Origin of the sequence: uncultured Zoogloea sp. (genome assembly GCF_937894855.1) — a bacterium.
In the GTDB taxonomy this organism is placed as follows: Bacteria; Pseudomonadota; Gammaproteobacteria; order Burkholderiales; family Rhodocyclaceae; genus Zoogloea; species Zoogloea oryzae.
In genome coordinates this window covers 1-25,121 of record NZ_CALAYQ010000157.1, presented here as the reverse complement: position 1 = coordinate 25,121, position 25,121 = coordinate 1, and the positions used below count along the sequence as shown (strand labels likewise).

23 protein-coding genes are annotated in these 25,121 nt (G+C 54.5%); 21 read left to right on the top strand and 2 right to left on the bottom strand.

Going from position 1 to position 25,121, the window contains the following annotated elements:
- Positions 1-146 precede the first annotated feature (146 nt).
- From Q0672_RS17980 to pgi, 19 genes are all read left to right on the top strand, one after another.
- Positions 147-1,415 carry an oligosaccharide flippase family protein gene (locus Q0672_RS17980; RefSeq protein ID WP_298624461.1) on the top strand — a complete coding sequence of 423 codons (1,269 nt, stop codon included), beginning with the start codon at positions 147-149 and terminating at the stop codon, positions 1,413-1,415.
- A gap of 19 nt (positions 1,416-1,434) precedes the next feature.
- Positions 1,435-2,595, top strand: coding sequence for a UDP-4-amino-4,6-dideoxy-N-acetyl-beta-L-altrosamine transaminase (pseC, locus tag Q0672_RS17975; protein ID WP_298624459.1), 1,161 nt, complete (start codon positions 1,435-1,437; stop codon positions 2,593-2,595).
- The gene (pseF, locus tag Q0672_RS17970; RefSeq protein ID WP_298624457.1) at positions 2,592-3,287 is read left to right on the top strand and encodes a pseudaminic acid cytidylyltransferase; all 696 of its coding nucleotides are present in this window, start codon (positions 2,592-2,594) and stop codon (positions 3,285-3,287) included. The genes pseC and pseF overlap by 4 nt, the downstream gene beginning before the upstream one ends.
- 8 nt (positions 3,288-3,295) lie before the next feature.
- A complete protein-coding gene (gene pseG, locus Q0672_RS17965) occupies positions 3,296-4,408 on the top strand; it encodes a UDP-2,4-diacetamido-2,4,6-trideoxy-beta-L-altropyranose hydrolase (RefSeq protein WP_298624455.1) in 1,113 nt (370 codons plus the stop codon).
- 1 nt (position 4,409) lies between these two features.
- Positions 4,410-4,925: a UDP-4-amino-4,6-dideoxy-N-acetyl-beta-L-altrosamine N-acetyltransferase gene (gene pseH, locus Q0672_RS17960; RefSeq protein WP_298624453.1), complete on the top strand. Its 516-nt coding sequence runs from the start codon at positions 4,410-4,412 to the stop codon at positions 4,923-4,925.
- An 11-nt stretch (positions 4,926-4,936) separates the two neighbouring features.
- On the top strand, positions 4,937-6,007 hold the full coding sequence (gene pseI, locus Q0672_RS17955; protein ID WP_298624451.1) for a pseudaminic acid synthase: 1,071 nt from the start codon (positions 4,937-4,939) through the stop codon (positions 6,005-6,007).
- Positions 6,004-7,461 (top strand): hypothetical protein, encoded by a 1,458-nt coding sequence (locus Q0672_RS17950; protein ID WP_298624450.1) that lies wholly within the window; start codon positions 6,004-6,006, stop codon positions 7,459-7,461. Before pseI ends, Q0672_RS17950 begins: the two co-directional genes overlap by 4 nt.
- 43 nt (positions 7,462-7,504) lie before the next feature.
- Complete coding sequence (locus tag Q0672_RS17945; RefSeq protein ID WP_298624448.1) at positions 7,505-8,605, top strand: hypothetical protein; 1,101 nt, start codon at positions 7,505-7,507, stop codon at positions 8,603-8,605.
- 328 nt (positions 8,606-8,933) lie between these two features.
- Positions 8,934-10,043, top strand: coding sequence for a glycosyltransferase family 4 protein (locus tag Q0672_RS17940; protein WP_298624446.1), 1,110 nt, complete (start codon positions 8,934-8,936; stop codon positions 10,041-10,043).
- Between the two features lie 6 nt (positions 10,044-10,049).
- Positions 10,050-11,150 carry a glycosyltransferase family 4 protein gene (locus Q0672_RS17935; protein WP_298624445.1) on the top strand — a complete coding sequence of 367 codons (1,101 nt, stop codon included), beginning with the start codon at positions 10,050-10,052 and terminating at the stop codon, positions 11,148-11,150.
- A 12-nt stretch (positions 11,151-11,162) separates the two neighbouring features.
- Entirely contained in the window at positions 11,163-12,323 is a 1,161-nt protein-coding gene (locus Q0672_RS17930) for an N-acetyl sugar amidotransferase (protein WP_298624444.1), read from the top strand.
- Positions 12,320-12,937 (top strand): imidazole glycerol phosphate synthase subunit HisH, encoded by a 618-nt coding sequence (gene hisH, locus Q0672_RS17925; RefSeq protein ID WP_298624443.1) that lies wholly within the window; start codon positions 12,320-12,322, stop codon positions 12,935-12,937. The genes Q0672_RS17930 and hisH overlap by 4 nt, the downstream gene beginning before the upstream one ends.
- A gap of 3 nt (positions 12,938-12,940) precedes the next feature.
- On the top strand, positions 12,941-13,735 hold the full coding sequence (locus Q0672_RS17920) for an AglZ/HisF2 family acetamidino modification protein (protein WP_298624442.1): 795 nt from the start codon (positions 12,941-12,943) through the stop codon (positions 13,733-13,735).
- A 10-nt stretch (positions 13,736-13,745) separates the two neighbouring features.
- Entirely contained in the window at positions 13,746-14,780 is a 1,035-nt protein-coding gene (locus Q0672_RS17915; protein WP_298624440.1) for a polysaccharide biosynthesis protein, read from the top strand.
- Between the two features lie 6 nt (positions 14,781-14,786).
- Positions 14,787-15,899: an NAD-dependent epimerase/dehydratase family protein gene (locus Q0672_RS17910; protein ID WP_298624438.1), complete on the top strand. Its 1,113-nt coding sequence runs from the start codon at positions 14,787-14,789 to the stop codon at positions 15,897-15,899.
- Entirely contained in the window at positions 15,896-17,026 is a 1,131-nt protein-coding gene (gene wecB / locus Q0672_RS17905) for a non-hydrolyzing UDP-N-acetylglucosamine 2-epimerase (protein WP_298624436.1), read from the top strand. Before Q0672_RS17910 ends, wecB begins: the two co-directional genes overlap by 4 nt.
- 13 nt (positions 17,027-17,039) lie before the next feature.
- Positions 17,040-18,227 (top strand): glycosyltransferase family 4 protein, encoded by a 1,188-nt coding sequence (locus Q0672_RS17900; protein WP_298624434.1) that lies wholly within the window; start codon positions 17,040-17,042, stop codon positions 18,225-18,227.
- A gap of 142 nt (positions 18,228-18,369) precedes the next feature.
- Positions 18,370-19,473 (top strand): NDP-sugar synthase, encoded by a 1,104-nt coding sequence (locus Q0672_RS17895; RefSeq protein WP_298624432.1) that lies wholly within the window; start codon positions 18,370-18,372, stop codon positions 19,471-19,473.
- Positions 19,474-19,483: 10 nt separating this feature from the next.
- Positions 19,484-21,133 carry a glucose-6-phosphate isomerase gene (gene pgi / locus Q0672_RS17890; protein WP_298624430.1) on the top strand — a complete coding sequence of 550 codons (1,650 nt, stop codon included), beginning with the start codon at positions 19,484-19,486 and terminating at the stop codon, positions 21,131-21,133.
- 167 nt (positions 21,134-21,300) lie between these two features.
- Here pgi and Q0672_RS17885 read toward each other — a convergent pair whose 3' ends face one another.
- Both Q0672_RS17885 and Q0672_RS17880 read right to left on the bottom strand, forming a co-directional pair.
- Positions 21,301-21,981 (bottom strand): hypothetical protein, encoded by a 681-nt coding sequence (locus tag Q0672_RS17885; protein ID WP_284187849.1) that lies wholly within the window; start codon positions 21,979-21,981, stop codon positions 21,301-21,303.
- A 41-nt stretch (positions 21,982-22,022) separates the two neighbouring features.
- Complete coding sequence (locus tag Q0672_RS17880; RefSeq protein WP_153161461.1) at positions 22,023-22,496, bottom strand: hypothetical protein; 474 nt, start codon at positions 22,494-22,496, stop codon at positions 22,023-22,025.
- Between the two features lie 159 nt (positions 22,497-22,655).
- Between Q0672_RS17880 and Q0672_RS17875 the strand changes: the two genes are divergently transcribed.
- Entirely contained in the window at positions 22,656-24,083 is a 1,428-nt protein-coding gene (locus Q0672_RS17875; protein ID WP_298624428.1) for an MBL fold metallo-hydrolase, read from the top strand.
- 239 nt (positions 24,084-24,322) lie between these two features.
- The gene (locus Q0672_RS17870; RefSeq protein ID WP_153161463.1) at positions 24,323-24,769 is read left to right on the top strand and encodes a transposase; all 447 of its coding nucleotides are present in this window, start codon (positions 24,323-24,325) and stop codon (positions 24,767-24,769) included.
- The last annotated feature ends 352 nt before the right edge of the window (positions 24,770-25,121 follow it).

The window sequence follows — 25,121 nt, the reverse complement described above, 5'->3', positions numbered from 1 at the left end:
ACGTTTATGTGGCCGAGGACGAAGAGGTGCTTGATGGCTTTCGTGCTCGCCCTAGCATCAACATCGCAACCAGGATTTGATGTTCGTAGAGCTGTTGGTTCGGTATTTAAAGTTAATTGATTATTTGATTGTTGATTGATAGCGCCATGGCAAGTATGTCCACACGCCTTTTAAATTTAAGTTTGCACGGGGCAAACCTGGCTACGCGCTTCTTGTTTGTCTTTTTTCTTGCTAAATACCTCAAGCCCTCGGATGTAGGTTATTACGGGCTGTTTACAGCAGCTGTAGGTTATTCTCTATATTTTGTCGGGCTTGATTTTTATGCATATGTCACTCGCGAGATTGTCAAAACTCCTCTGGAGGAGAGGGGCCGGCTACTGAAAGGTCAGGCAGCACTTTCGGGAATCTTGTACCTCTTGTTTGTGCCTGTTGCGTACGCGTTCCTGTATCAATATTCGGGATGGCCATCCCACTTGCTCATTTGGTTCCTACCATTACTGGTTCTTGAGCACTTTAATCAGGAGATGTCCAGGCTTCTGATCGCGCTGTCCGAGCAAGTTTCTGCAAGCATTGTGCTGTTTGTTCGGCAAGGGAGTTGGGCTTTGACTGCTGTGGCCATAATGCATTTTGATGAGTCGAGTCGACAGCTGGATGTTGTCATGTTGCTTTGGACCATCTCAGGCTTGGCTTCGGCCTTGATTGCCATTAGTAAGTTAAGAATGCTTGGCATAAAGGGGTGGAAAGACTCCTTGGATTGGCATTGGATCAAACGTGGTATTGCGGTGAGCACCGCCTTTCTCGTGGCTACCCTGGCTTTGCGTGGCATTCAAACGTTTGATCGGTATTGGCTGGAGGCAATCGGTGGAGTAGAGGTTGTTGCTGCTTATGTGCTGTTTACTGGCGTTGCGGGAAGCTTGCTTGCATTTTTAGATGCCGGGGTTTTCTCGTTTGCATATCCAATGTTTATAAAATTGAGTAATGAAAAAAACATTGATCTTTTGCGGTCTAAATTGTGGCAAACGCTTGGGGTAACGGTTATGCTCTCTGCGTGTTTTGCTGCGGTCAGCTGGTTTGCATTGCCCTATCTGCTGCAGTGGATCGGAAAAGAAGCGTACATCACAGCGATAAGTTTTTACCCTTGGTTGCTGCTTGCATCAATAACTAACGCGGTTGGTTTGGTGCCGCATTTGGCACTTTACGCCTCTGGTCAGGACAAGACGATTATCCATAGTCACATTGCTGCGTTTATTACTTTTGGTGTCGCGGTCTGGGCCTTGAGAGGACACTCGGGTCCATTGGCGGTGCCGCAAGGAATAGTCATATCTTTCTTTCTCATCCTTACATGGAAGGCTGCTGCCTGCTGGCGATATCTTCTAACCATGCAAGAACGGAAAATCGTTCTGCAGTTTCCCTAAGCACATACAGGCGACACACATGATTCGTTACGGACAACAACACATTACCGAAGCCGATATAGATGCCGTTATTGGCGTGCTCAGGTCGGTAAACCTTACCCAAGGCCCAAGCATTCTCCAGTTCGAGCAGAGTGTGTTGGAACATACCGGTGCTAAACACGCAGTGGCTGTGAACAGCGCAACATCTGCGTTGCACATTGCTTGTCTGGCGCTTGATCTTGGCCCCGGTGATTGGCTGTGGACTACGCCCAATACCTTCGTGGCATCCGCCAACTGTGCTTTGTACTGCTGCGCGCAAGTGGACTTTGTCGATATTGATCCGCGGACCTACAATCTTTGCCCGCATAAGCTTGAAGAGAAGCTCGTCGCCGCAGAACAAGCAGGCAAGCTCCCCAAGATCGTGGTGCCCGTGCATCTGACCGGCCAGCCTTGTGACATGGCCGCCATCCATGCACTCGGCCAGAAATACGGCTTCAAGATCATTGAAGACGCCTCGCACGCCATCGGTGGCAAGTACAAGGGCGAACCCATTGGCAACGGTCGCTACAGCGACATTACAGTTTTCAGCTTTCATCCGGTCAAGATCATCACTACCGCTGAGGGTGGCATGGCATTGACCAATAGCGACGAACTAGCCACGCGCTTGGGCCTGCTGCGTAGCCACGGTATCACCCGTGACCCGACCCTGATGACCCAAGCCATGGACGGCCCCTGGTACTACCAGCAAGTAGCGTTGGGCTATAACTACCGCATGACGGACATGCAAGCCGCGCTTGGCGTAAGTCAGATGACCCGCCTCACGCAATACGTCGTGCGTCGCCACGAAATTGCCGACCGATACAGCAGGCTGCTGGCCGGCCTGCCACTGACATTGCCTTGGCAGCACCCTGACAGTTACAGCGCCTACCATCTCTACGTTATTCGTTTGCAGCTTGAAGAAATCGGAGCATCTCACCTGCAAGTGTTTGAGGCACTGAGGGCTAAAGACATCATGGTGAACCTCCACTATATTCCGGTGCACACGCAGCCCTATTACCAAAAGATGGGTTTCAAGCTCGGGGATTTTCCGGAATCTGAGCAGTATTACCGAGAGGCGATCAGTATCCCGATGCACCCGACTTTGACCGAAGCGGAGCAGGAACGAGTTGTCATCTCCTTGCGTGAGGCGATGCTGCAATGAGGCTCGCCGTCATTCCTGCTCGGGGCGGCAGTAAACGCATCCCGCGCAAGAACATCAAGCCCTTCTGTGGCAAGCCGATGATCGCCTGGTCGATCGAGGCGGCGCGGCTGTCTGGCTGCTTCGACCGCATCATCGTCTCGACCGATGATGCCGAGATCGCTGATGTCACCCGCGCCTACGGCGCCGAAGTCCCCTTCATGCGCCCGCCCGAGCTGTCAGACGATCACACCGGTACCATCCCGGTCATAGCCCACGCTATCGACTGGATGAATCAAAACGCTAGTCCGGTCGACATTGCTTGCTGTATCTACGCCACCGCGCCCTTTGTCCAACCTGAAGATCTTCGCCGTGGGTTCGACATGCTGAGGCAGAGCGGTGCGGACTATGCGTTCTCCGTCACCAGCTACGCCTTCCCCATCCAGCGCGCCATCCGCATCACTGCCGATCAGCGGGTAGAAATGTTTAGCCCCGAGCATTTCACTACTCGCTCGCAGGATCTCGAAGAAGCCTTCCACGATGCTGGCCAGTTCTATTGGGGATGCGCCGCTGCCTGGCTTGTCGGTAAGCCGCTGTTCTCCCACGATGCAGCCCCTGTGCCACTGCCGCGCCATCGCGTGCAGGACATCGACACTGGGGAAGACTGGGAGCGCGCCGAGTGGCTGTTCAAGGCGATGCGGTCGCAAGCAGGGTAGCGTTGACCATGAAAGTCATCTTCCGTGCCGACGCCTCGATGCAAATTGGCTCCGGCCATGTAATGCGCTGTCTGACACTGGCTGAAGCACTCACGGCTAGCGGTGCGGAATGTCATTTCATCTGCCGCACGCACCGAGGCAACCTGATCGAGCTCATTAAAGGCAAGGGTTATGCCGTCCATGAATTGCCCATCTTGGACAAAGCAAACGGGGGCTTAGGCGCTCTGGTCCAGGACTCTGGTGCTGTTAACCCTGTTCACCATCACTGGCTTGGCGCTACGCAGGCGCAAGACGCAGAGGCTTGTACCCCGTACCTGGCGGCGGAGTGCCCTGACTGGCTGATTGTCGATCACTATGCGCTGGACGCGCGTTGGGAGCGCGCTCTGGAAGCGTACTTCCGGAAGCTGATGGTCATCGATGACCTCGCGGATCGGCCTCATAAATGTGATCTACTTCTCGACCAAACCTACGGGCGAGTGGACGAAGACTACCGCCAGCTTGTTCCGGCAGATTGTCTTTTGCTCTGTGGCTCGCAATACGCCCTCCTACGTCCCGAGTTCGCCGCACTGCGTCCGTACAGTCTTCAACGCCGCTCCCGGCCGGCTTTGCGCGAATTGCTTGTCACCATGGGCGGTGTCGACAAGGACAACGCGACCTCACGGGTGCTGGAGGCACTTCGGACGTGCCCCTTGCCCACCGACTCCCGTATCACTGTGATCATGGGCGTAACGGCGCCGTGGCTGGACGAAGTCCGCAAACAGGCGCATGACATGCCTTGGATTACCCGGGTTCTGGTTGGGGTCAGAGACATCGCGCAGCTGATGTCGGATTGCGATCTGGCAGTTGGCGCTGCGGGCACGACATCGTGGGAGCGGTGCTGCCTAGGTGTGCCCACGATCATGGTTGTTTTAGCCGAAAACCAGATCCAGGTCGCGCAAGCGCTGGAGCGAGGGGGGGCGGCAAGAGGAATCAACCTTGACCAAGGTGCAGCTACACAACTTAGAAAGCTGCTTGTTCCATTAGTTGAAGATCCATCGCAACTGCTGCACATGAGCAAGTGCGCCGAAAATATCGTGGATGGATTAGGTGTGAATGCCGTGATGCGGAAAATGGAGATCTGAGGTGAGCGAATCCACGCTGGCAGGCGTCCGGCCGATGAACGAAAGGGATCTCGACCGAGTGCTGTCTTGGCGGAATCATCCGGAAGTCCGCCGCTACATGTACACGCAGCATGAGATTTCCATCGACGAGCACGCTCGCTGGTTTGCGCGGGCATCGCAGGATCCGGAAAGGCATCTCCTCGTGTTCGAGATCAACATGGCCCCAGTGGGGTTCATCAATATCCATCAGATCGCAAGTGGCGGTATCGCTGACTGGGGCTTCTATGCGGCGCCAGATGCGCCAAAGGGGACGGGGCGAGCACTTGGAGAGGTGGTCTTGCGGTATGCCTTCGAGACCACAGGGCTGCACAAACTCTGCGCTCATGCATTGGCCTTCAACGAACGTTCCATCCGCTTCCATCTGAACCTTGGTTTTCAGCGCGAGGGGGTTTTGCGGCAACAACACTTTGACGGCCAGCAATACCACGATGTGGTGTGCTTCGGCCTGCTCGCCAGCGAATGGCATCAAGCAAATTGAGAGAGAAACCGATGTCGAACATTCCGAACATTTCCATCGCCGGGCGCCGGATCGCCGTTGACGCTCCGCCCTACGTTATCGCCGAGCTTTCGGCCAACCACAATGGCAAACTCGACACCGCGATGTCGATCGTCCAGGAGGCGAAGAAGGCGGGCGCCGACGCGATCAAGCTGCAGACCTACACCGCAGACACCATTACCCTGAACAGCGATGCCGAGGAATTTCAGATTCACGGTGGCCTATGGGACGGCAAAACGCTCTACAAGCTCTACCAGGAAGCGCACATGCCATGGGAGTGGCACAAGCCACTCTTCGAGCACGCCCGCAAGCTTGGTATCACCATATTTAGTTCGCCCTTTGACAACACTGCGGTCGACCTTCTGGAGGACCTTAATGCCCCGGCCTACAAAATCGCGTCGTTTGAGGCCGTAGACCTGCCGCTGATCAAGTACGTCGCCAGCACAGGTAAGCCGATGATCATTTCCACCGGCATGGCTGATGCCGAAGAGATCCAGGAGGCCATCGATGCAGCGCGCGAAGGTGGCTGCAGAGAACTCGCTATCTTGCACTGCGTGAGCGGCTACCCCGCCCCCGCGGAGGACTATAACCTGCGCACCATCCCAGACATGATCGAGCGCTTTGGTCTTGTGACCGGCCTATCTGATCACACGCTCGACAATACAACAGCAATTGCCAGCGTTGCGCTGGGCGCCAGCATAATCGAGAAGCACTTCACTTTGAACAGAAATGGCGGCGGTCCAGATGACAGCTTCTCACTTGAACCCGCTGAATTAGCCGAGTTATGTAAAGGAACAAAAACCGCTTGGCAGGCATTGGGCAAGGTGAATTACGGGCGCAAATCCAGCGAGCAGGGAAATGTGAAGTTTCGACGGTCGTTGTATTTTGTTCGCGATATGAAGTCTGGAAGTGTAATTTCTACCGAATGTATCCGAAGCGTTCGGCCAGGTTTCGGTATGGCACCTAAGCATCTCGATGCATTGATCGGTTGCACTGTAAAACAGGATGTGATGGCACGGACTCCGGTTTTGGAGGAAAGTATAGAGGGGTTTTCAGAGCGATGAATGTACTTCTTTTGTCGAATGGGGCTCCAAATTATTTTAATTTTTTTAATGCTCTTGCTAATTGTTTCGCCAGAGATGGGGCGACGGTCTCCGTGGCAGTGGACTGTTCATTCTCACGCGAGGAAAATCGTCTCGATGCATTAGGTTTTGAGATTTACGATTTCTCTGCGTTCTATTTGTCGCATCAAGTTGATCGGAGCATTCTCGCCCGCTATGCGACATACGACCTTAATGCTGCATTGCTTTCGGACTTTGAGCGGGCTGAAGTCTATGGTATCTGGGGTAATGAAATTGATATTGGATACTACGATCGGTTGAAAAGCGCGCTTCTTTCATATTTCGAGGGTATTTATGAGCGGCGTGGGATTGATGTCGTTATCTATGAAAATGTCTCCAACACCTTCTCGCACTTTGCGTTGTTCGTGGCCCAGTGTAAAGGTCTAATTTATTGCGGTATTGGTGGATCACGCTTGCCTGGACGTTTTTCGATCACAAATGATCCCTTATGCGATGATCAAACGGCCAGAACATTTTGCGACATCCGCAATGGTCGGATTAATGTCGACCAGGAATTAAGGCAATGGGCCGTTGAATACATCGCAACGATAGAGACCGCTGTCCCTGACTACATGAAAATCAACGGTCTCGACCAAGTCGGTTTGTTGAGTCGTTATTTGAGACTTGATCGATTGAGCAAAGTTAAATCTTTGTTACGTCATGTATTTGATAGCAGAACGGAAGCATTCCAAGTCGGGAATCCTTTACGTACGCATGCGAATCTTTTTTTTCGTAATGTCCGTCGTCGTCTAAAGATTGGAAGGCTTAGGCATTTCTATCAAGAGCCAGTTTTAGGAGAAAAGTTTTTACTGTATCCCATGCACTTTCACCCTGAGTCATCAACGTCAATATTGGCTGGTCCATATCTTGATGAGTATGAGGTGATTCGCAATATCGCCTTCAGTTTGCCTGAAGGAGTACGATTGTACGTTAAGGATCACATTAGTGCCTGGGGCTACCCCTCATTGAATTTTTATCGTCGCATCAAACGGTTGCCAAATGTTAGGTTATTGGACCCTAAGGCACCAACCAAGCAGCTTATTAAGGCGTCCGCTGGTGTTATTACGCTTTCAAGTACCGTCGGATATGAGGCCTTGCTGCTCAAGAAACGAGTATTTCTATTTGGCCGTGTTTTTTATGACTTTCATACAGGCGTTATAAAAATAGTGAATCCAGCACGTCTCCGCGAAATAATATCGGACGGGCTGGCGCAATCAGTTGATTGGGATGACGCATATAATAACGATTTTGTGTGCTCGTACTACAAGTCAACTTTGCCGGGCTCATTGAATTTACTACTTGGTCCGAACGAGGCGAGATGTGCTGCGCGTCACGTTTATAATGAAATGCTTAAAGCTGGTATTGTGAAAATCAGTCAAGAAAGCGTACCCTCTTGATTCTAGTTCTATGTTTCATTGATAAATTTTCGAGTGGGATTTAATGAAACTGAATGTTGCCCTGATTTTTGTCTTTTGGACTTTGCCGTGCTTGATCTATATGGCTGTTCCGTTTGGGCAAACCCCCGATAGCCATATGAAATTGGTGATATTAGTTACAAATGCATTGCTTTACATTCCTTGCGCGTACTGGATTTTTTTGAGAAAGGGCAAGAAAGCTACAGGCTGCAGACTTAAATACAATATTAACATTAACTATATTGTATTCTCTCAGATTGTCATTTTGTTTATTAATCTTTATATAATTCAAGCGACTTCGTTTTCTCTTGGAATCGTCGATGATTCCGTCAGGCTTACGATCTATGAAACGGCGGGATATTTATGGTCGTTATTGGTTGCGCTCTACTCCGTGAGCTATGCCGTCGCTGGTGCGTATGTGAAATTGCCGGGGAATAAGCTTGGTCGAATTGCCAAATTGATGTTAGTGCTTAATTGCGTCACATTTATTACCTATGGAATGAAGTCGGCTGTTGTTCAGGTTGCTCTTTCTTATCTTGCTGGTGGGTTTGTTGTTAGGGTGCCAACAATCAATTTGCAAGTTGCCACTAAATTACTCTCGGCAATTTTGTTTATTCTTATTGGTTTTTGGATTGTAAATTCGATGCGGCAGCAAGAAGCCATTGATTTACTTGGCTTTGTTGAGCTTATATATTTATACATCGCGCCGAATTTTACCAATTATTCAAATATAAGTTCTCTGAACTTTGATTATGAATATTTTCTAGGGGGAGTGCTTGGTGGTTTGTACAAGCTCTTTATTCCCGGCTATTATGCTCCACTTTCTTTGGTGTCTAATGACTATTTGGAGTACCAAACTTGGAATGTGTGGAGTTATCTCACGACTTTTTACGTCAGTGGTGGAATGACTGAAATAGTATTTGGGACTTTTGCGATTGGAGTGTACACGACTTATAGTATATTTCTTGTTTATGTAAAGCCAAGCGTAACAGCCGCGGTGAACTTCTCTCAAATGCTCCTGCTATTATTGTTTTTGCACAATCAGTATTATTTCTCGTCGTTTGCGCCATATGCTGCGATTGGGATTGCGTCAATTTCCTCTAGATTCATTCAGAAAAAATCTTGAAGTAATATTTATTTTTCACAAACAATGAAAGTTAATGTAATTGAGAGGCTTTTACTGTTGATGTGCCGCTTGGTTTATTTCTGTCGTTAATGATTGATGCGGTTTAATAATTCACATGACAATTTCTTGAGCTGTGTTTGATCTCCGGCGAACAAGACTGGGTGTTGGATAACTGTGTAGTTTTAGCTAGTACGATACGTCGTGGTAGAAGTCCCTAAATTTGAACGCTCTCAGAGGGTGATGGTTGAAAGCAAGAATTAGAAGTTGGTTAGTTTGATTTTTTGTATTTTCTTTCGCTTGATTGTTAGTTCTACATAAAGTGCATTAAATGAACACAAAAGTCTTGTTTGTTGCGCCCCTTTCGCCGCCTGTTACGGGGCAGTCATTGGCCTGCGATTTATTGTATAGATATTTGATGGTTAATAAATATGACGTTGCGCTGGTTAATTTGGTTAAGCGGAGTTTTTCGGCAGGATTTAATGGCTTTCATCGTGTAATTGAGGTTGTGCGGATTTTGTGGGCGGTATTTCTCTCTAGGGATTTCAAGTGCGCATACTTTACAATTTCTGAGTCTTTAGCCGGTAATTTAAAAGATCTGGTCGTATTATTAATATGTTTTCGTCGCATTGATAGGTTAGTCATTCACCTTCATGGTGGAGCAGGTATGCGTTTGTTGTTGAGTGACAAGCATCCGCTCTTGCGAGCTGTGAATTCTTTTTTTCTTCGCCGAATTGGCGGGGTTATAGTGCTGGGCGATAGCCTCAAAAAGATTTACGAGGGAATTATCCCTCCATCTAGGCTTCATGTAGTGCCCAACTTTGCTATGGATGAATTATTTGTCTCTGCGACGGATATCGAAGAGAAGTTTTCGAAGATTGAACCGTTGCGTGTTTTGTTTCTGAGTAATTTGTTGCCTGGAAAAGGCCATAAAGAGCTACTTGCTGCGCTAGCATTATTGCCGGCGGAGTTAAAGGGAAGACTACAGGTGGATTTCGCCGGCGGATTTGAGTCAGACGACGATGAGTTCGCGTTTAAGCGTGCAGTGCAAGGGACTAAGGGTGTTACGATCAACGTGTGTGGCGTTGTCCAGGGGGAATTCAAAAAAGAGTTATTGCGTAGGGCTCATTTATTCTGCCTTCCCACTTACTATCCTTATGAAGGTCAGCCCATTAGCATTCTGGAAGCGTATGCATCGGGGTGTGCAGTGATGACCACGAATCACAGTGGTATCTTTGATACGTTCACGCCAGGCGTGAATGGCTTTGAGGTTGAGCCGAGGTCACCCCAATCTATTGCTGACGCAATATTGAGTGCGGTGCATAATGCACCAAAGCTTAAGGACTATGGGAAGAACAACCTTGAAGAAGCGCAAAGAAAGTATCGCGCGTGTACGCACGTTGCCGCATTAGAGAGAGTTATTCTTTCGGTTGGTGAGTAAGGATTTATGGCTCGGTCAAAACTATTAATCATCGCCCCCCTACCACCGCCATTGACAGGGCAGTCGATTGCGGTTGAACTGCTTATTAAGAATATTGGTGCTCATACCAGCACTTTTGTCGTTGACACAAGTAAGTCTGGTTTTCATCAGGGGGCGAGTTCGCTGCTAAGATTGTGCCAGGTTGTTAAGTTGCTCGTTAAGGTTTTATCTAAAATCGGTAGCTCCGATAAAATCTACTTTAATTGTTCTCAGTCTATTGCAGGAAATCTACGTGATCTGTTGATTTATGCCTTTTGTTGGCAATCTCTGGGTCGGATGGTGATTCACCTTCACGGTGGCGCTGGTATGCGTGTTCTCTTGAGTGAGAATCATCCCGTTTTGCTAGCGCTTAATCGTTTCTTTCTCAAGCGTGTAGGTGCAGTCGTGGTTTTAGGAGAAAGGCTCAAGAGTATCTATGATGGCGTTGTGCCTTCAGATAGGCTGCATGCTGTCCCCAATTTTGCTGGAGATGAATTCTTTGTTGATACTTCGATCGTCGACAGCAAGTTTTCCGATGTAGAGCCTTTACGTCTGTTGTTTCTGAGCAATCTTTTGCCAGGGAAGGGCCATCAGGAACTACTCGCCGCGCTCGCTTTATTGCCGGCAGAGGTAAAGGGAAAGCTTCAGGTGGATTTCGCGGGCGGATTTGAGTCAAAAGACGAAGAGTTTGCTTTCAAGCAAGCCGTCGAAAAGACAGGGGGGGCGGCTATCAACGTTCGTGGGGTTGTTCAGGGGGAGCTAAAAAAGGAATTATTGCGTAGGGCCCATTTGTTCTGTCTTCCTACTTACTATCCTTATGAAGGTCAGCCCATCAGCATTCTGGAGGCATATGCATCGGCGTGTGCAGTAATGACCACGAATCACAGTGGAATCTTTGATACGTTCACGCCTGGCGTGAATGGCTTTGAGGTTGAGCCGAAATCACCCCAATCGATCGCAGACGCAATATTGAGTGCGGTACATAATGCACCAAAGCTTAAGGACTATGGGAAGAACAATCTTGAAGAAGCACAAAGAAAATACCGCGCATCTACATACGTCGCTGCGCTCGAAAAAATTATCTTCTAAATAAAAGTTATCATGTCGCAGCCCTCGAAAACGCCGAATGAATTCACAATTTGTGAGCATTGCATAATGGATGCATCTGATCCGAACATCGTCTTTGATGAGCGAGGGTGGTGCGACTACTGCAACAATTTCGAAGTAAATATTCGTTCAAATTGGGATACAGGTGCCGCTGGTCAGATTGCTCTTCAGCGGATGAGTGAGACGATCAGGGCTGCTGGCAAGGGACGCGACTTCGATTGCATCATCGGCCTTAGCGGGGGCCTGGATAGCTCATATGTCGCTTATATTGCTAAGGAAAAGATGGGGCTCCGGCCGTTGTTGTTTCATGTGGATGCCGGTTGGAACACTGATCAAGCCGTTGGGAACATTGAGAAGCTTGTCGATGGCCTCGGATTGGACCTCTACACCGACGTGGTGAATTGGGATGCGGTGAAGCGTATGCAAGTCGCTTTCCTGCGCTCTGGCATTCCCGATCAAGATCTTGTTCAAGACGCGGCTTTCTTTTCGGGCATGTATAAGTTTGCTCGTGAGTACAAGATCAAGCACATCATTACCGGTTCCAATTTCTCGACAGAATGCTGCCGTGAGCCTGAGGAGTGGGGTGGCTATCTGGGTATAGATAAAACGCTTTTTGGTGATATCTGGAAGCGGTGTGGCGACGGCAAGTCTAACGATGACTTCCCTCTGGTCGATATCCTTGTTTACAAGCTGTGGTACCAAAAGGTGCTGGGCCTGAAAGTGTACCACCCTCTCAACTTGGTGCCTTATGTTAAGAAGGACGCTGAAGATGAGCTGGAAAGCAGATTCGGCTGGCAGCGTTTTCAGCACAAACACCACGAATCGCGTTTTACTCGCTTTTATGAGGACTACTGGCTGCCTAGACGGTTTGGCTATGAGAAACGTCGTGCCCATTTCTCAAGTCTGATCATGACTGGACAGATGACACGCGATCAGGCGCTCGAACGTATTTTACACCCCGAGATGGATGAGCATTTCCTCAAGCAGGAGTTTGAGTACGTGGCTCATAAATTGGGATTGACGGTTGGTGGCCTTCAAGATCTTTTTGAACTTCCGAAGAAAACTTATCGGGATTACAAGAACAAGCGGACGCTCATTGGGCTTGGGGCCAATACGATGCGTTTGTTGGGTCTGGAAAAGAGGTATTTCAGGTGATCCGCATCGTTGACTATGGTGTAGGCAATATTCAGGCGTTTTTGAATTTATTTAAACGCTTAGGCTTACAGGCGGAGCGCGCGGATAGGCCGGATGCCCTGCAAGGTGCCACCCGGTTGGTGCTACCTGGTGTGGGTCATTTTGATCATGCCATGCGTAGCCTCAATGACTCGGGAATTCGTTCGCGGTTAGAGGAACTGGTGCTGGGCGCCAAAGTGCCTGTAATGGGTATTTGTGTTGGGATGCAGATGTTGGCCAGCGGTTCGGATGAAGGCAGTATGCCAGGTCTCAACTGGGTGCCTGGCCGCGTGCGCGCCTTTAGTAGCAACCCGCAAAGTGCGCTTCTTCCCATGCCCCACATGGGGTGGAATGATCTGCAGCTTCGTGGGGGGCGAAAGCTGTTTTCACATGGATTTGATGACGTGCCGCAATTTTACTTTCTGCACTCATATTATTTTGATGCCGAAGAAAAGGCGGATGTGGCGGCGACTGCGCACTATGGTTTCGACTTCGATGCCGTGGTCTCGCGTGGTCATATTCACGGGGTGCAGTGTCACCCAGAAAAGAGCCACCACTGGGGCGAACAACTTCTGAAGAATTTTGTGGAGCTTTGACCGATGTTGCGCCCTAGAATTATTCCTTGCCTTTTGGTTCATAAAGGTGGGCTGGTCAAGACGCAAGGTTTTAAGGACCACAAGTATGTCGGTGACCCGATCAATGCGGTTCGGATCTTCAACGAAAAGGAAGCCGATGAGTTGATGGTGATTGACATAGACGCAACTGTTAATGGCGTCGGTCCGGATTTCGACCTTATCGCGAAACTGGCGGCGGAGTGTCGAATGCCTCTATGTTACGGCGGTGGTGTGACCACGGCAGAACAGGCCACTCGACTCGTGGATATGGGGGTGGAAAAGGTGGCTGTGAGCGCTGCCGCGATCTCCGATCCAACGCTATTGACGGAAATGGCCGCAGCGGTGGGCAAGCAGTCGGTTGTGGCTGTTCTGGATGTGCGCAAGCGAAAGGGCCTTTTTGCAAAAGGCTACGAAGTTTGCACCCACAATGCCAGGACGACATATAAGCATGACCCTGTGACTCTCGCTCTGCTGCTTCAAGACGCAGGGGCAGGTGAGATCGTCATCAACTCGGTTGATAGAGACGGATCGATGCTGGGTTATGACCTGGATTTCGCTTTGCAGTTAAAACCGGTACTTAAAGTTCCTGTGACTTTTCTTGGGGGTGCAGGGTCCCTGGAGCACCTTGGTGAATTGGTTGGCAAGCTGGGTGTTGTGGGGGCCGCGGCCGGTAGCTTATTTGTTTTCAAGGGCAAGTATCGTGCTGTGTTGATCAACTACCCTACGCCGTCCGAGAAAGTCCTGCTTTGTCAAAATGCTTTGAAAAATTCAAGACCATAAGAGGAATGTCATGTTTGCCAACAAAGTTCTGTTGATTACCGGTGGGACGGGGTCTTTCGGTAATGCCGTCCTGCGCCGTTTCCTCAACACCGATATCGGTGAAATTCGCATCTTCTCTCGTGATGAGAAGAAGCAGGATGATATGCGGAAGCTGTACAACAACCGTAAGTTGAAGTTCTATATCGGCGACGTTCGCGATCCGCGTTCGATAGCAGCGGCGATGCGTGGGGTTGATTACGTATTCCATGCCGCGGCGCTCAAGCAAGTGCCGTCCTGCGAGTTTCACCCGATGCAGGCTGTGCGTACAAATGTCCTCGGCACCGAAAACATGATCGAGGCGGCTATCGCGAACAAGGTTAAGCGCGTCGTCTGCCTCAGCACCGATAAGGCCGTCTATCCGATCAACGCAATGGGGATTTCCAAAGCGATGATGGAAAAGGTAATGGTTGCCGCGTCGCGTAACTTGGAAGGTACCGGCACCGTCGTATGTGGCACCCGCTACGGCAACGTGATGGCCTCGCGGGGGTCGGTGATTCCGCTTTTCGTCGATCAGGTTAGGAATGGCAGCCCGATCACCATCACCGACCCTAACATGACCCGTTTCATGATGACGCTGGATGATGCGGTGGACCTGGTTTTGTACGCGTTCACCAATGGCAACAATGGCGACATCTTTGTTCAGAAGGCACCGGCAGCCACCGTCGATGTGCTCACTCAGGCCATCCTCGGGCTGATGAAGAAGCCGGATCACGATGTGCGCATCATCGGCACCCGTCACGGCGAGAAGCTGTATGAGGCCCTGCTGAGCCGCGAAGAGCGGGCCTGTGCAGAAGATCTGCCGGGCTACTTCCGTGTGCCGGCCGATGGCCGCGACCTTAACTACGACAAGTTCGTGGAAGAGGGCGAGCAGAAGATAACCGAAGCGGTGGAATACACCTCCCACAACACTGAGCGCCTGGACGTGGAGGGCATGACCAAGCTGCTGCTCAAGCTGGACTTCATGCAGAAGATCGCCCGCGGCGAAAAGGCAGAGGCCCAGGACTAAGCTGCCATGCGCATCGTGATCACCGGAGCCGACGGTTTTATCGGCCGCAATCTGTGCGTGCGCCTAGGCGAACTGGGCCATACCGATCTGGTGCGCATTACCCACGTGTCGGGAGAGGAAGATCTTAAGGCTGCACTGCAGGGGGCTGACTTTGTGTTTCATCTGGCGGGCATCAATCGCCCCAAGGATGTGAGCGAATTCGCCGCTGGCAATGCCGGCCTTACCGAGACCGTATGCAGCCTGCTGGCCGAATACGGCAACAAGGCGCCGGTGGTGCTGTCGTCTTCCACTCAGGCGGCGTTGGATAATCCGTATGGTGTGAGCAAGCGTGCGGCAGAGGATGCGGTGTTCCGCCACGGCGAGCAGAACGGCTCTCCTGCGTATGTGTTCCGCCTGACCAATGTGTTTGGCAAGTGGTCACAGCCCAATTACAACTCGGCGGTGGCGACCTTCTGCCACAACATCGCGCGTGGGTTGGAAATCAAGGTGAACGATCCCGCCGCACCGCTCAAGCTGGTGTACATCGACGATGTGGTCGAAGCCTTTGTCGGCCTGCTGCAGTCGCCCGGTACGCCCAGCGGCTTTGTGATCGCCGGCCCGGAATACGAGTCCACCGTTGGCCTTGTGGCCGATACGATCAGTGGATTTGCGGCCAGTCGTGCATCGATGATTACCGATCGTGTGGGCACCGGCTTGGTGCGGGCGCTGTATTCCACCTATCTGAGCTTCCTGCCAACCGAATCGTTTGCCTACAGCGTGGTCAAGCATTCCGATCCGCGTGGCGAGTTCGTCGAGATGCTCAAGACGCCTGATTGCGGGCAGTTCTCGTACTTCACATCGCATCCCGGTGTAACCCGCGGCGATCACTATCACCACACCAAGACCGAGAAGTTCATGGTGCTCAAGGGCACGGCGCATTTTGGCTTTCGCCACATCGTTACCGGCGAGCATTACGAGCTGGTCACGAAGGGCGGCGAGTGTCGCATTGTCGAAACCGTGCCGGGGTGGGCGCACAATATTACCAACATCGGCGATGACGAGATGATCGTCATGCTGTGGGCAAACGAGATCTTCGATCGCGAAAAGCCCGATACGTTTGCCAACAAGGTGAAGCAATGAAGAAGCTGAAGGTGGTGTCGGTTGTCGGCACCCGTCCCGAGATCATCCGTCTGTCCCGCGTGCTGGCCAAGCTGGACGACTACTGCGAACACGTGCTGGTGCACACGGGCCAGAACTACGACTACGAGCTGAATCAGATCTTTTTTGAAGATCTCGGCGTGCGCAAGCCCGATCACTTCCTCAACGCGGCCGGTGCAACCGGCGCCGAGACCATCGGCAAGGTGGTGATTGCGGTCGATCAGGTGCTGGCCGAAGAGAAGCCCGACGCCATGCTGGTGCTGGGCGACACCAATAGCTGCATTTCGGTGCTGCCTGCCAAGCGCCGCAAGATCCCCACCTTCCACATGGAAGCCGGTAACCGCTGCTTCGACATGCGCGTGCCCGAGGAGATCAACCGCCGTATCGTCGACCACACGGCCGACATCAACCTCACCTACAGCACCATCGCCCGCGATTACCTGCTGCGTGAAGGCTTGCCGCCCGACATGGTCATCAAGACCGGCAGCCCGATGTTCGAAGTGCTGACTCACTACCGTGCCGGAATCGAGGCATCGGACGTGCTGGATCGCCTGGGCCTCAAGCCGCGGGAGTTCTTCGTCGTGAGCGCTCACCGGGAAGAGAACATCGACTCCGAAAAGAACTTCACCAATCTGGTGGCGACGCTCAACGCCGTGGCCGAGAAATACCAGATGCCGGTGATCGTCTCGACCCACCCGCGCACCCAGAAGCGTGTGGATGCGATGGGCGCCCAGTTCCATCCGCTGATCCGCCTGCTCAAGCCCCTGGGCTTCAAGGACTACAACAAGCTGCAACTCAACGCCAAGGCGGTGCTGTCGGATAGCGGCACCATCAACGAAGAGTCGTCGATCCTCAACTTCCCGGCGCTCAACATCCGCGATGCCCACGAGCGCCCCGAAGGCATGGAGGAGGCTGCGGCCATGATGGTCGGCATGAACACCGAGCGCGTCATGCAGGGGCTGGCGATTCTTGAAGATCAGCCCAGCGGTGAAACCCGTCTGCTCCGGCAGGTAGGTGATTACAGCATGCCCAACGTTTCCGACAAGGTTGTGCGGATCATCCACAGCTACACCGATTACGTTAATCGGGTGGTGTGGAAGAAGTACTGAGGGCCCGGGTGCAATGCGTATAGCCTTAATCGCGGATGCTTATCCGCCGATGCGTTCGTCGGGGGCGGTACAACTCAGGGATTTGTCCCGCGAGTTCGTTCGGCAAGGGCACGACATTACGGTGATCGTTCCGGCTGCAGAACTCGCGACGCCATGGTCGATCGAGATCCTTGCAGGTGTGCAGGTGCTTCGCGTCAAGGCCATGCAGACCCGTGACACCAATTACGCGTGGCGCACGCTAGCTGAGCTTGCCCTGTCGCATTTCGTGCGCAAAGGCTTGTTGGCTAGCCCGTTGCGGGACGTGAAGTGGGATGCCGTTGTCTGGTATTCACCCACTATTTTCTTTGGCCGCGCTGCGAACTGGCTGAAGGTGCGCAGTGCGTGTCCCAGCTATCTTATCATCCGCGACATTTTTCCCGAATGGGCGGTGGATCTCGGTCTGATGAGGCGTGGGCCGGTATATCGTTTCTTCAAGTACTTCGAGCGTCTGCAATATGAGTCTGCCGACACCATTGGTGTGCAGTCGCCGGCGGGGCTTTCTTACTTTGCGGATTGGGCTGCCGCCAGCCCGGGGCGTCGCCTTGAAGTGCTGCAGAATTGGCTGGCGCCCGCCGAGAACGTTGGGTGCTCGATCGATATCAGCAAGACGCATCTCGCGGGGCGCCATATTTTTGTGTACGCGGGCAACATGGGGGCGGCGCAGGCGATGGACATGGTCCTCGCTCTAGCGGAGCGTCTCATGTCGCGCACGGACGTAGGTTTCCTGTTTGTCGGGCGAGGTTCTGATGTGCCGCGTCTGCGCGCAATTGCCGACGAAAAAAAACTGCCTAACGTCCTTTTTTACGACGAGATCGACCCTACGGAGGTGCCGGGGTTACTGATCCAGTGTCACGTCGGATTGGTTATGCTGGATCCGCGACATAAGACCCACAATGTGCCGGGAAAATTTCTTACATACATGCAGGCCGGGCTGCCGGTTTTGGCCCGTCTTAATGCAGGTAATGATTTGGTCGAGCAAATCGAGGATGAGGGTGTCGGGCGTGCATACGTAGGAGATTCGGTGGACGCCTTTGGGGACTTGGGAATATCGCTTGCAAACTCTACCGATCGGGACAGAATGTCGAAGCGTGCCGTGCTTCTGTCTGATCGACTTTATTCTGTACGGGCCGCCGTTCATCAAATTACCTCCCGGTTTATTTGAGCTTATTCAGATTGGAAGTCTGGCTTTTTACTTTGGTTCCTTGCTAAGTTCCTAAGTTTCTGTTGAATAAATTTGATAAGTAAAATAGATAGCCAGCCAGCTAGGCTAGCGATTATCATTTTGTTAAAGGGGAAGTTGCGTAATGGCGAAAGGCATGATCTTGGCCGCCGGTCAGGGAACGCGGGTTCGTCCGCTCACAATAAACGTACCCAAGCCCATGGTGCCGATCCTCGGCAAGCCGCTGATGGAGTATTTGATTGAACATCTTGCCAAGCATGACATTGGTCAAATCATGGTTAACGTTGCTTTCAATCATTACAAGATCGAAAATTTTTTCGGCGACGGGCATCGCTGGGGCGTGGAGATGGGTTACTCCTACGAGGGAAAGCGTGACCACGGCGATATCGTGCCCAAACCGCTCGGTTCAGCCGGTGGGATGAGGCGCATCCAGGACTTTGGCGGTTTCTTTGATGAAACCACGCTGGTACTGTGTGGCGATGCCATCGTAGATCTGGACATCTCCGCCGCCATTGCGGAGCACAAGGCCAAGGGCGCCGTCGCCAGCGTCGTGACTGTCGAGGTGCCGTTTGAGCAGGTCAAGAACTACGGCGTCGTTGTGGCCGATGAAGAAGGGCGGGTTGTCTCTTTCCAAGAAAAACCCAAACCTGAAGAAGCCAAGTCGCGCCAAGCGAGTACCGGCATCTACATCTTCGAGCCCGAAGTGCTTGGCTACATTCCGCAGGGTGTCGAATTCGATATCGGAAGCCAATTATTCCCCAAATTGGTGGAGTTGGGGGTGCCGTTCTACGCCCAGAAACACAATTTCAACTGGATCGACATCGGCCGCCTTACCGATTATTGGGACGTGCTGCAGCGCGTGCTGCGCGGCGAGGTCTCGCAGATGCACATGCCGGGCCGCGAGGTGTCGCCGGGGGTATGGGTTGGCCTTAACACCTCAATCGCGTGGGATAGCGTGCAGATTGTTGGACCGGTCTATGTCGGCGCCAATGTGCGTATCGATCCGGGGGTGTCAGTGATTGGTCCTGCCTGGATCGGGCACGGTAGTCATCTACGCTCGGGATCCCGTGTGGAACGCAGCATCCTGTTCGAGTACACCCGGATCGCAGAGGGGATGACTTTCCGCGAGAAGATTCTTTCGCCTCAATACTGCGTTGATCGCAATGGGGAGGCGGTGTACGTGGGTGATGACACCTGCCCGCTGCGCTGGGGCGATGCGCGCGCGTAACGGCTGATCTATGTCCACTCTCGTTTCCACGCCCTGGCAGGCGCTGCTGGATCATTGCGCGACACTGAAGGGTGTTCATCTGAGGGATCTGTTTGCGGGTGATCCAGATCGTTTCGCGCGTTTTTCGGTGCGTGTCGGTGATGTGCTGGTGGATTGTTCCAAGCAGCGCGTCGATGGGAAGGCCTTGCGGCTGCTCATTGCGCTGGCCGAACACGCCGATCTGCGCGGCTGGCGGGCGCGTCTGTTTGCCGGTGAAAAGATCAACGCGAGCGAGGGGCGTGCGGTGCTGCACCCGGCGCTACGTTATCTCAAGCTTGATGCCTTCCCTTCACCACAACTGGATGTGATGCCCGAGGTACGTGCAGTACGCGCGCACATGAGGGAATTCTCCGAAAAGGTTCGTGCCGGCTTATGGCGGGGCTTTTCCGGCGAGGCTATCCGCGATGTGGTGAACATCGGTATCGGCGGCTCTGATCTTGGTCCCAAGATGGTGGTGCGGGCGTTGGCGGCATTTCAGCGCCCGGGGTTGCGCATGCACTTTGTGTCCAATCTGGACAGCGCCCATCTTGCACCGCTGCTGGATAGTCTTGATCCTCGCTCCACGCTGTTCATTGTGGCGAGCAAGACATTCTCCACCCAGGAGACCATGCTGAACGCGGAAACGGCGCGTGAGTGGCTGTGCGCCGCTGCGGGCAAGGATGCGGAGCGTGCCCTGGAGCGGCATTTTGTCGCCGTTACGGCCGATGAACAGCGGGCCGCTGCCTTCGGGATTCCTGCCCGGAATGTCTTTCGCATGTGGGACTGGGTAGGTGGGCGCTATTCGCTGTGGTCAGCCGTCGGCTTGCCCATTGCCTTGTCCATCGGCATGAATGGCTTTGAGCGCCTTCTGGCCGGGGCTGCTGCGATGGATTCGCACTTCCGTGACGCTCCGCTCGAGAGAAACCTGCCAGTGCTTATGGCATTGATCGGCATCTGGAACACCAATTTTCTGGGGGCTAGTACCAGTGCGGTGCTGCCGTACCATGAGGCGCTGCGGTTTCTGCCGTCCTTCCTTCAGCAACTTGAGATGGAGTCGAACGGCAAGACGGTGGGGCGTGATGGCAAGCCACTTGCCCATCCGGCGAATCCTATTGTGTGGGGTGAGATTGGTTCAAACGGCCAACATGCCTTCTTTCAATTGCTGCATCAGGGCGGTTGGCTCGTGCCAAGCGACTTCATTGCCAGCGCACAGAGCGATTTTCCATTGCCCGGCCACCAGGCTCCGCTAATGGCCAACTTCCTGGCCCAGAGCGCTGCGTTGGCCTTCGGCAAGACGGAGGCCGAGGCGCGTGCTGAACTCACCGCTGCAGGCGTGCCGGAAGCGCAGGTCGCCACACTTCTGCCCCATAAGGTATTCGCAGGCAACCAGCCCTCCACTACCATCATCCTGCCACGGCTGGATGCCTTTCACCTGGGTATGCTGCTCGCGCTGTATGAGCACAAGGTATTCGTGCAGGGGGTCGTGTGGGGAATCAATTCGTTTGACCAGTGGGGGGTCGAACTGGGCAAACAATTGGCTGGGCGGCTGCTGCCGGCGCTTACAGGGGAGACTGATCTTGCAGGGTTGGATCAATCCACTGGATCGCTCATTGCGTGGTGCAGGGAGCACAGTGATTTCTAGTTCATCTGTGCGGTGAAGCGGTATTGCAAAGCGGCGGCCGATTGGTCGCCGCTTTGCATGGTGTGAAGTATTGATCCGGAAAGACCGTCGGACTGAAATCCGACCCGCAAGGTTACGCCTCGAAGGTCGGGCTTCAGTCCGACATTTGTTCTACCTTGGCCGTCGGATCAGCCGCCTGCGGTGATGCTCACCACGTCGCTCCATTCGCCAACCCGGTTGTCTTTCACTCGGTAGATGGCCTTGTATTGCCACGTGACCGGTGTGGCGGGAAGGGGGGCGTTGTCGGGTACGCGGGTGGAGTTGGCGATGGTGAGGAAACCGAAGCCCTTTTCATCGCTGCGATCCACCCAGATCTCGATGGCGTCGGCGTCGCCCTTGGGCCACTGGATGCTGGGCTGGCCGGCTTTTTTGGAGATGTCGAGGATGGGTTTGGCGCTGTCGGTATCGACGATCTGTGCGGCGCCGATGATGTTGAGCTCCCTGCCGATGTCGTCGGAGTAGTTCTTGGCGGCCTTGATGCGGGCCACCAGGCTGGTGAGGCGCGGGATGATGCCGTGGGGGACGGCCGGGGCCGCTGGGGGCAGGTTTGCCACGTGCGGATACGCGGCGGTGCCCTCGCCGCCGTCGCGCTGCAGGTTCTTGTAAGCGGTCCAGCGCTTGGCGGTGGCCTGTACAGATTCAAGCGACGACAGGGTATAGCTGAATGAGGCGGCGTCGGCTTCAAGTTGCTTGATGTGTGATTCGCCGAGTTCGAGAGTGTTAGCCAGGGCCGGCAAGTGGGCGGCGAGGTGTTCGAGCAGCGCTGCGCGGCCGGCGTCATCGTTGGGCAGGTAGTAGTTCTTGGGCATGGTGCTTCTCCTCCGATTGCTTGTGGGTGGGTGGGTGATTGCTACGCGGCCGGAAGGCCGAAAACCGCTGAAAACCCGCGCCAGTAAAGGCTTTGCAGTAATTTGCGGGTTTTGGGAGAGGCGTCCGGCAATGATTGCAGGACGACCTGGAATGATTGCAGGACGTCCTGCTGCTTTGGCCGGATGTCCTTGGGCTGCAGCCGGACGTCCATGAGTGATGGCCGGATGTCCGGCTGCGGCTGCCGGATGTGCTGCAAGGATGGCCGGATGTCCGTGAGCGCTTGCCGGACGTCCGGCAGCGCTGGCGGGATGTCCGTGGAGAATTGCCGGATGTCCGTGGATTGCTGCAGGACGTCCTGCAAAGGCTGCAGGATGTCCTGCAATGATTGCCGGGCGCGCGGCCAGCACGGCGGCACGTGCGGCGGTTTGGGCGGGAGCGGATGGGAACGCTGCGGCTTGTGGTGGAAGGTCTGAACCATCGTCTGCGTGCTTCGGCTGGCGTTGGCTGCGACCATTGGTCGCTGTGCCGCAGCGTGCTCGAGCTGATCGACTCGCTATAAATTGGCGGCGATGATAAGTGGAAGTTGAAATGATGTATACGTTAACAGCATAGCTGGAATAAATTTTTCGCGTGATCTTCTGGTTCGCCGTACAGTGGTATAGAATTTCCGGCCATGCATGCGAACATCATTCATCACGGCGCCCTGCATGGGGTCACCGGCTCTTGCCATCAGCTCTTCATCGACGACACCCACAGCCTGCTGATCGACTGCGGGCTGTTCCAGGGGGCCGAGACTTCGCCCGATGGCGGTTCGGCCAGCGACAGGCTGGAGATTCCGTTTCCGGTGGATGCCGTGCGGGCGCTGGTGGTCACCCATGTGCACATCGATCACGTGGGGCGGATTCCGTGGTTGCTGGCGGCGGGGTTCAAGGGGCCGATCTATTGCAGCGAGCCTTCGGCGCGGCTGCTGCCGGTGGTGCTGGCCGATGCCTTTGCGGTGGGGGTGACGCGGGACGCGCGGCTGGTGGAGCGTTACCTGCGGATGGTGGAGGCGCGCATCCGGCCGGTGCCCTGGAACACATGGCAGACGGTTTTCGAGGGGCCGGATGGCAGTTGTGGCATTCGCCTGCAGCGGGCCGGGCACATTCTCGGGTCGGCCTATGTGGAGTGCGATCTCGTGCGCCCCGGGGCGCGGCGGACCCGAGTGGTGTTCTCGGGGGATCTGGGGGCCCCCCACGCACCGATGCTGCCGGCGCCGCGCTCGCCATTGACGGCGGATGTGGTGGTGCTGGAGAGCACCTATGGCGATCGCCTCCATGAAGACCGCAAGGCCCGCCGGGAGCGCCTCCAGCGGGTGGTCGAGAAGGCGCTGGATAACGGCGGTACGGTGATCGTGCCGGCCTTCAGCATCGGCCGCACGCAAGAGTTGTTGTATGAATTCGAGGACATCCTCTACCGCGAGCAGCGCCAGCCCGGGCCCCATGCCGGGCGCTGGGCAAAGCTGCCGATCTACCTGGATTCACCCCTCGCCGGGCGTTTCACTCAGATCTACCGTGAGCTGCAACCCTACTGGAACGACGAGGCCCTGGCCCGGGTGCGGGCCGGACGCAAGCCCCTGGCCTTCGACCAGCTGGTGGCCATCGACGAGCACGCCGACCACGAGGCCAACGTGCGCAGGCTTGCCCGCAGCGGCGAGCCCGCCATCGTGATCGCCGCCAGCGGCATGTGCGCCGGTGGGCGGGTGATGGGTTATCTCAAGGCCATGCTCCACGATGCGCGTCACGACGTGCTGTTCGTGGGCTACCAGGCCCGCGGCACGCCAGGCCACGCGATCCAGACCTGGGGGCCGGAGGGCGGTTATGTGGATATCGACGGCGAGCGCATCGACATCCGCGCCGGCATCCATTCCGTCTCCGGCTATTCCGCCCACGCGGATCAGGCCGGCCTGGTGCGCTTCGTCACCGGCATGCGCCGCTGGCCGAAAGAAGTCCGCCTGATCCACGGTGACGACGACGCCCGCACCGCCCTGCGCCACGCCATCGAATCCGCCACCGCAGGGCAGGTGAAAGTGTTGAATGGCGGAGAAGCGCTGTCGGACTAAAGTCCGACATACAGGGGTTTCGCGGGTGTGCGGGTTGAAGCCCCGCCGATCTGTAGGTCGGACTTTAGTCCGACACCGGGTGCTTGATTTGGGCCGTGCTGTCGGACTGAAGTCCGACCTACAGGGGTTTCGCGGGTATGCGGGTTGCAGCCTCACCGATCTGTAGGTCGGACTTTAGTCCGACAGAACACACCAGCAGGCCGTATTGAACCGCAGGACAGGCAATCTCATCCGGGCGTATGTCTTATTCCGATCTTCGCAAGGGCCGGGTTTCGGTGGTGGGGCAGGTCTATCTGCTGACGACCGTCACCCATGACCGCCGGCCGTGGTTTGGGGATTTCCGGGCTGGGTGTGCGGTGGCGAGGGTGATTCACGATCTGGCTTTGGGGTATCCGGGCCTGTCGCTGGCGTGGGTGGTGATGCCGGATCACGTGCACTGGCTGGTGCAGCTCCCGGAAGGGCTGACTCTGGGCTCATTGATGCGGCGCCTCAAGGGGCGCAGCGCGCTGGCGCTCAATGACGGCACGGGCGGGGGCAGGGTGTGGGCGCCGGCCTACCACGACCGCGCCCTGCGGCGGGAGGACGATGTACGCGCCGCCGCCCGTTACCTCGTCGCCAACCCCGTCCGCGCGGGGATTGTCGATCGGGTGGGGGATTATCCGTTGTGGGATGCGGTCTGGCTGTGAGGGGGCGTTTGGGTCTGGTACGGGGTGCTTGATTTGGGCCGCGCTGTCGGACTGAAGTCCGACCTACAAGGGGTTGCGCGGGTGTGTGGGTTGCAGCCCCACCGATCTGTAGGTCGGACTTTAGTCCGACACCAGGTGCGTGATTGGGCCGTGCTGTCGGACTGAAGTCCGACCTACAGGGGTTTCGCGGGAGTGCGGGTTGAAGCCTCACCGATCTGTAGGTCGGACTTTAGTCCGACACCGGGAGCTTGATTGGGCCGCGCTGTCGGACTGAAGTCCGACCTACAGGGGCTTCGTGGGTATGCGGGTTGCAGCCTCACCGATCTGTAGGTCGGACTTTAGTCCGACACCG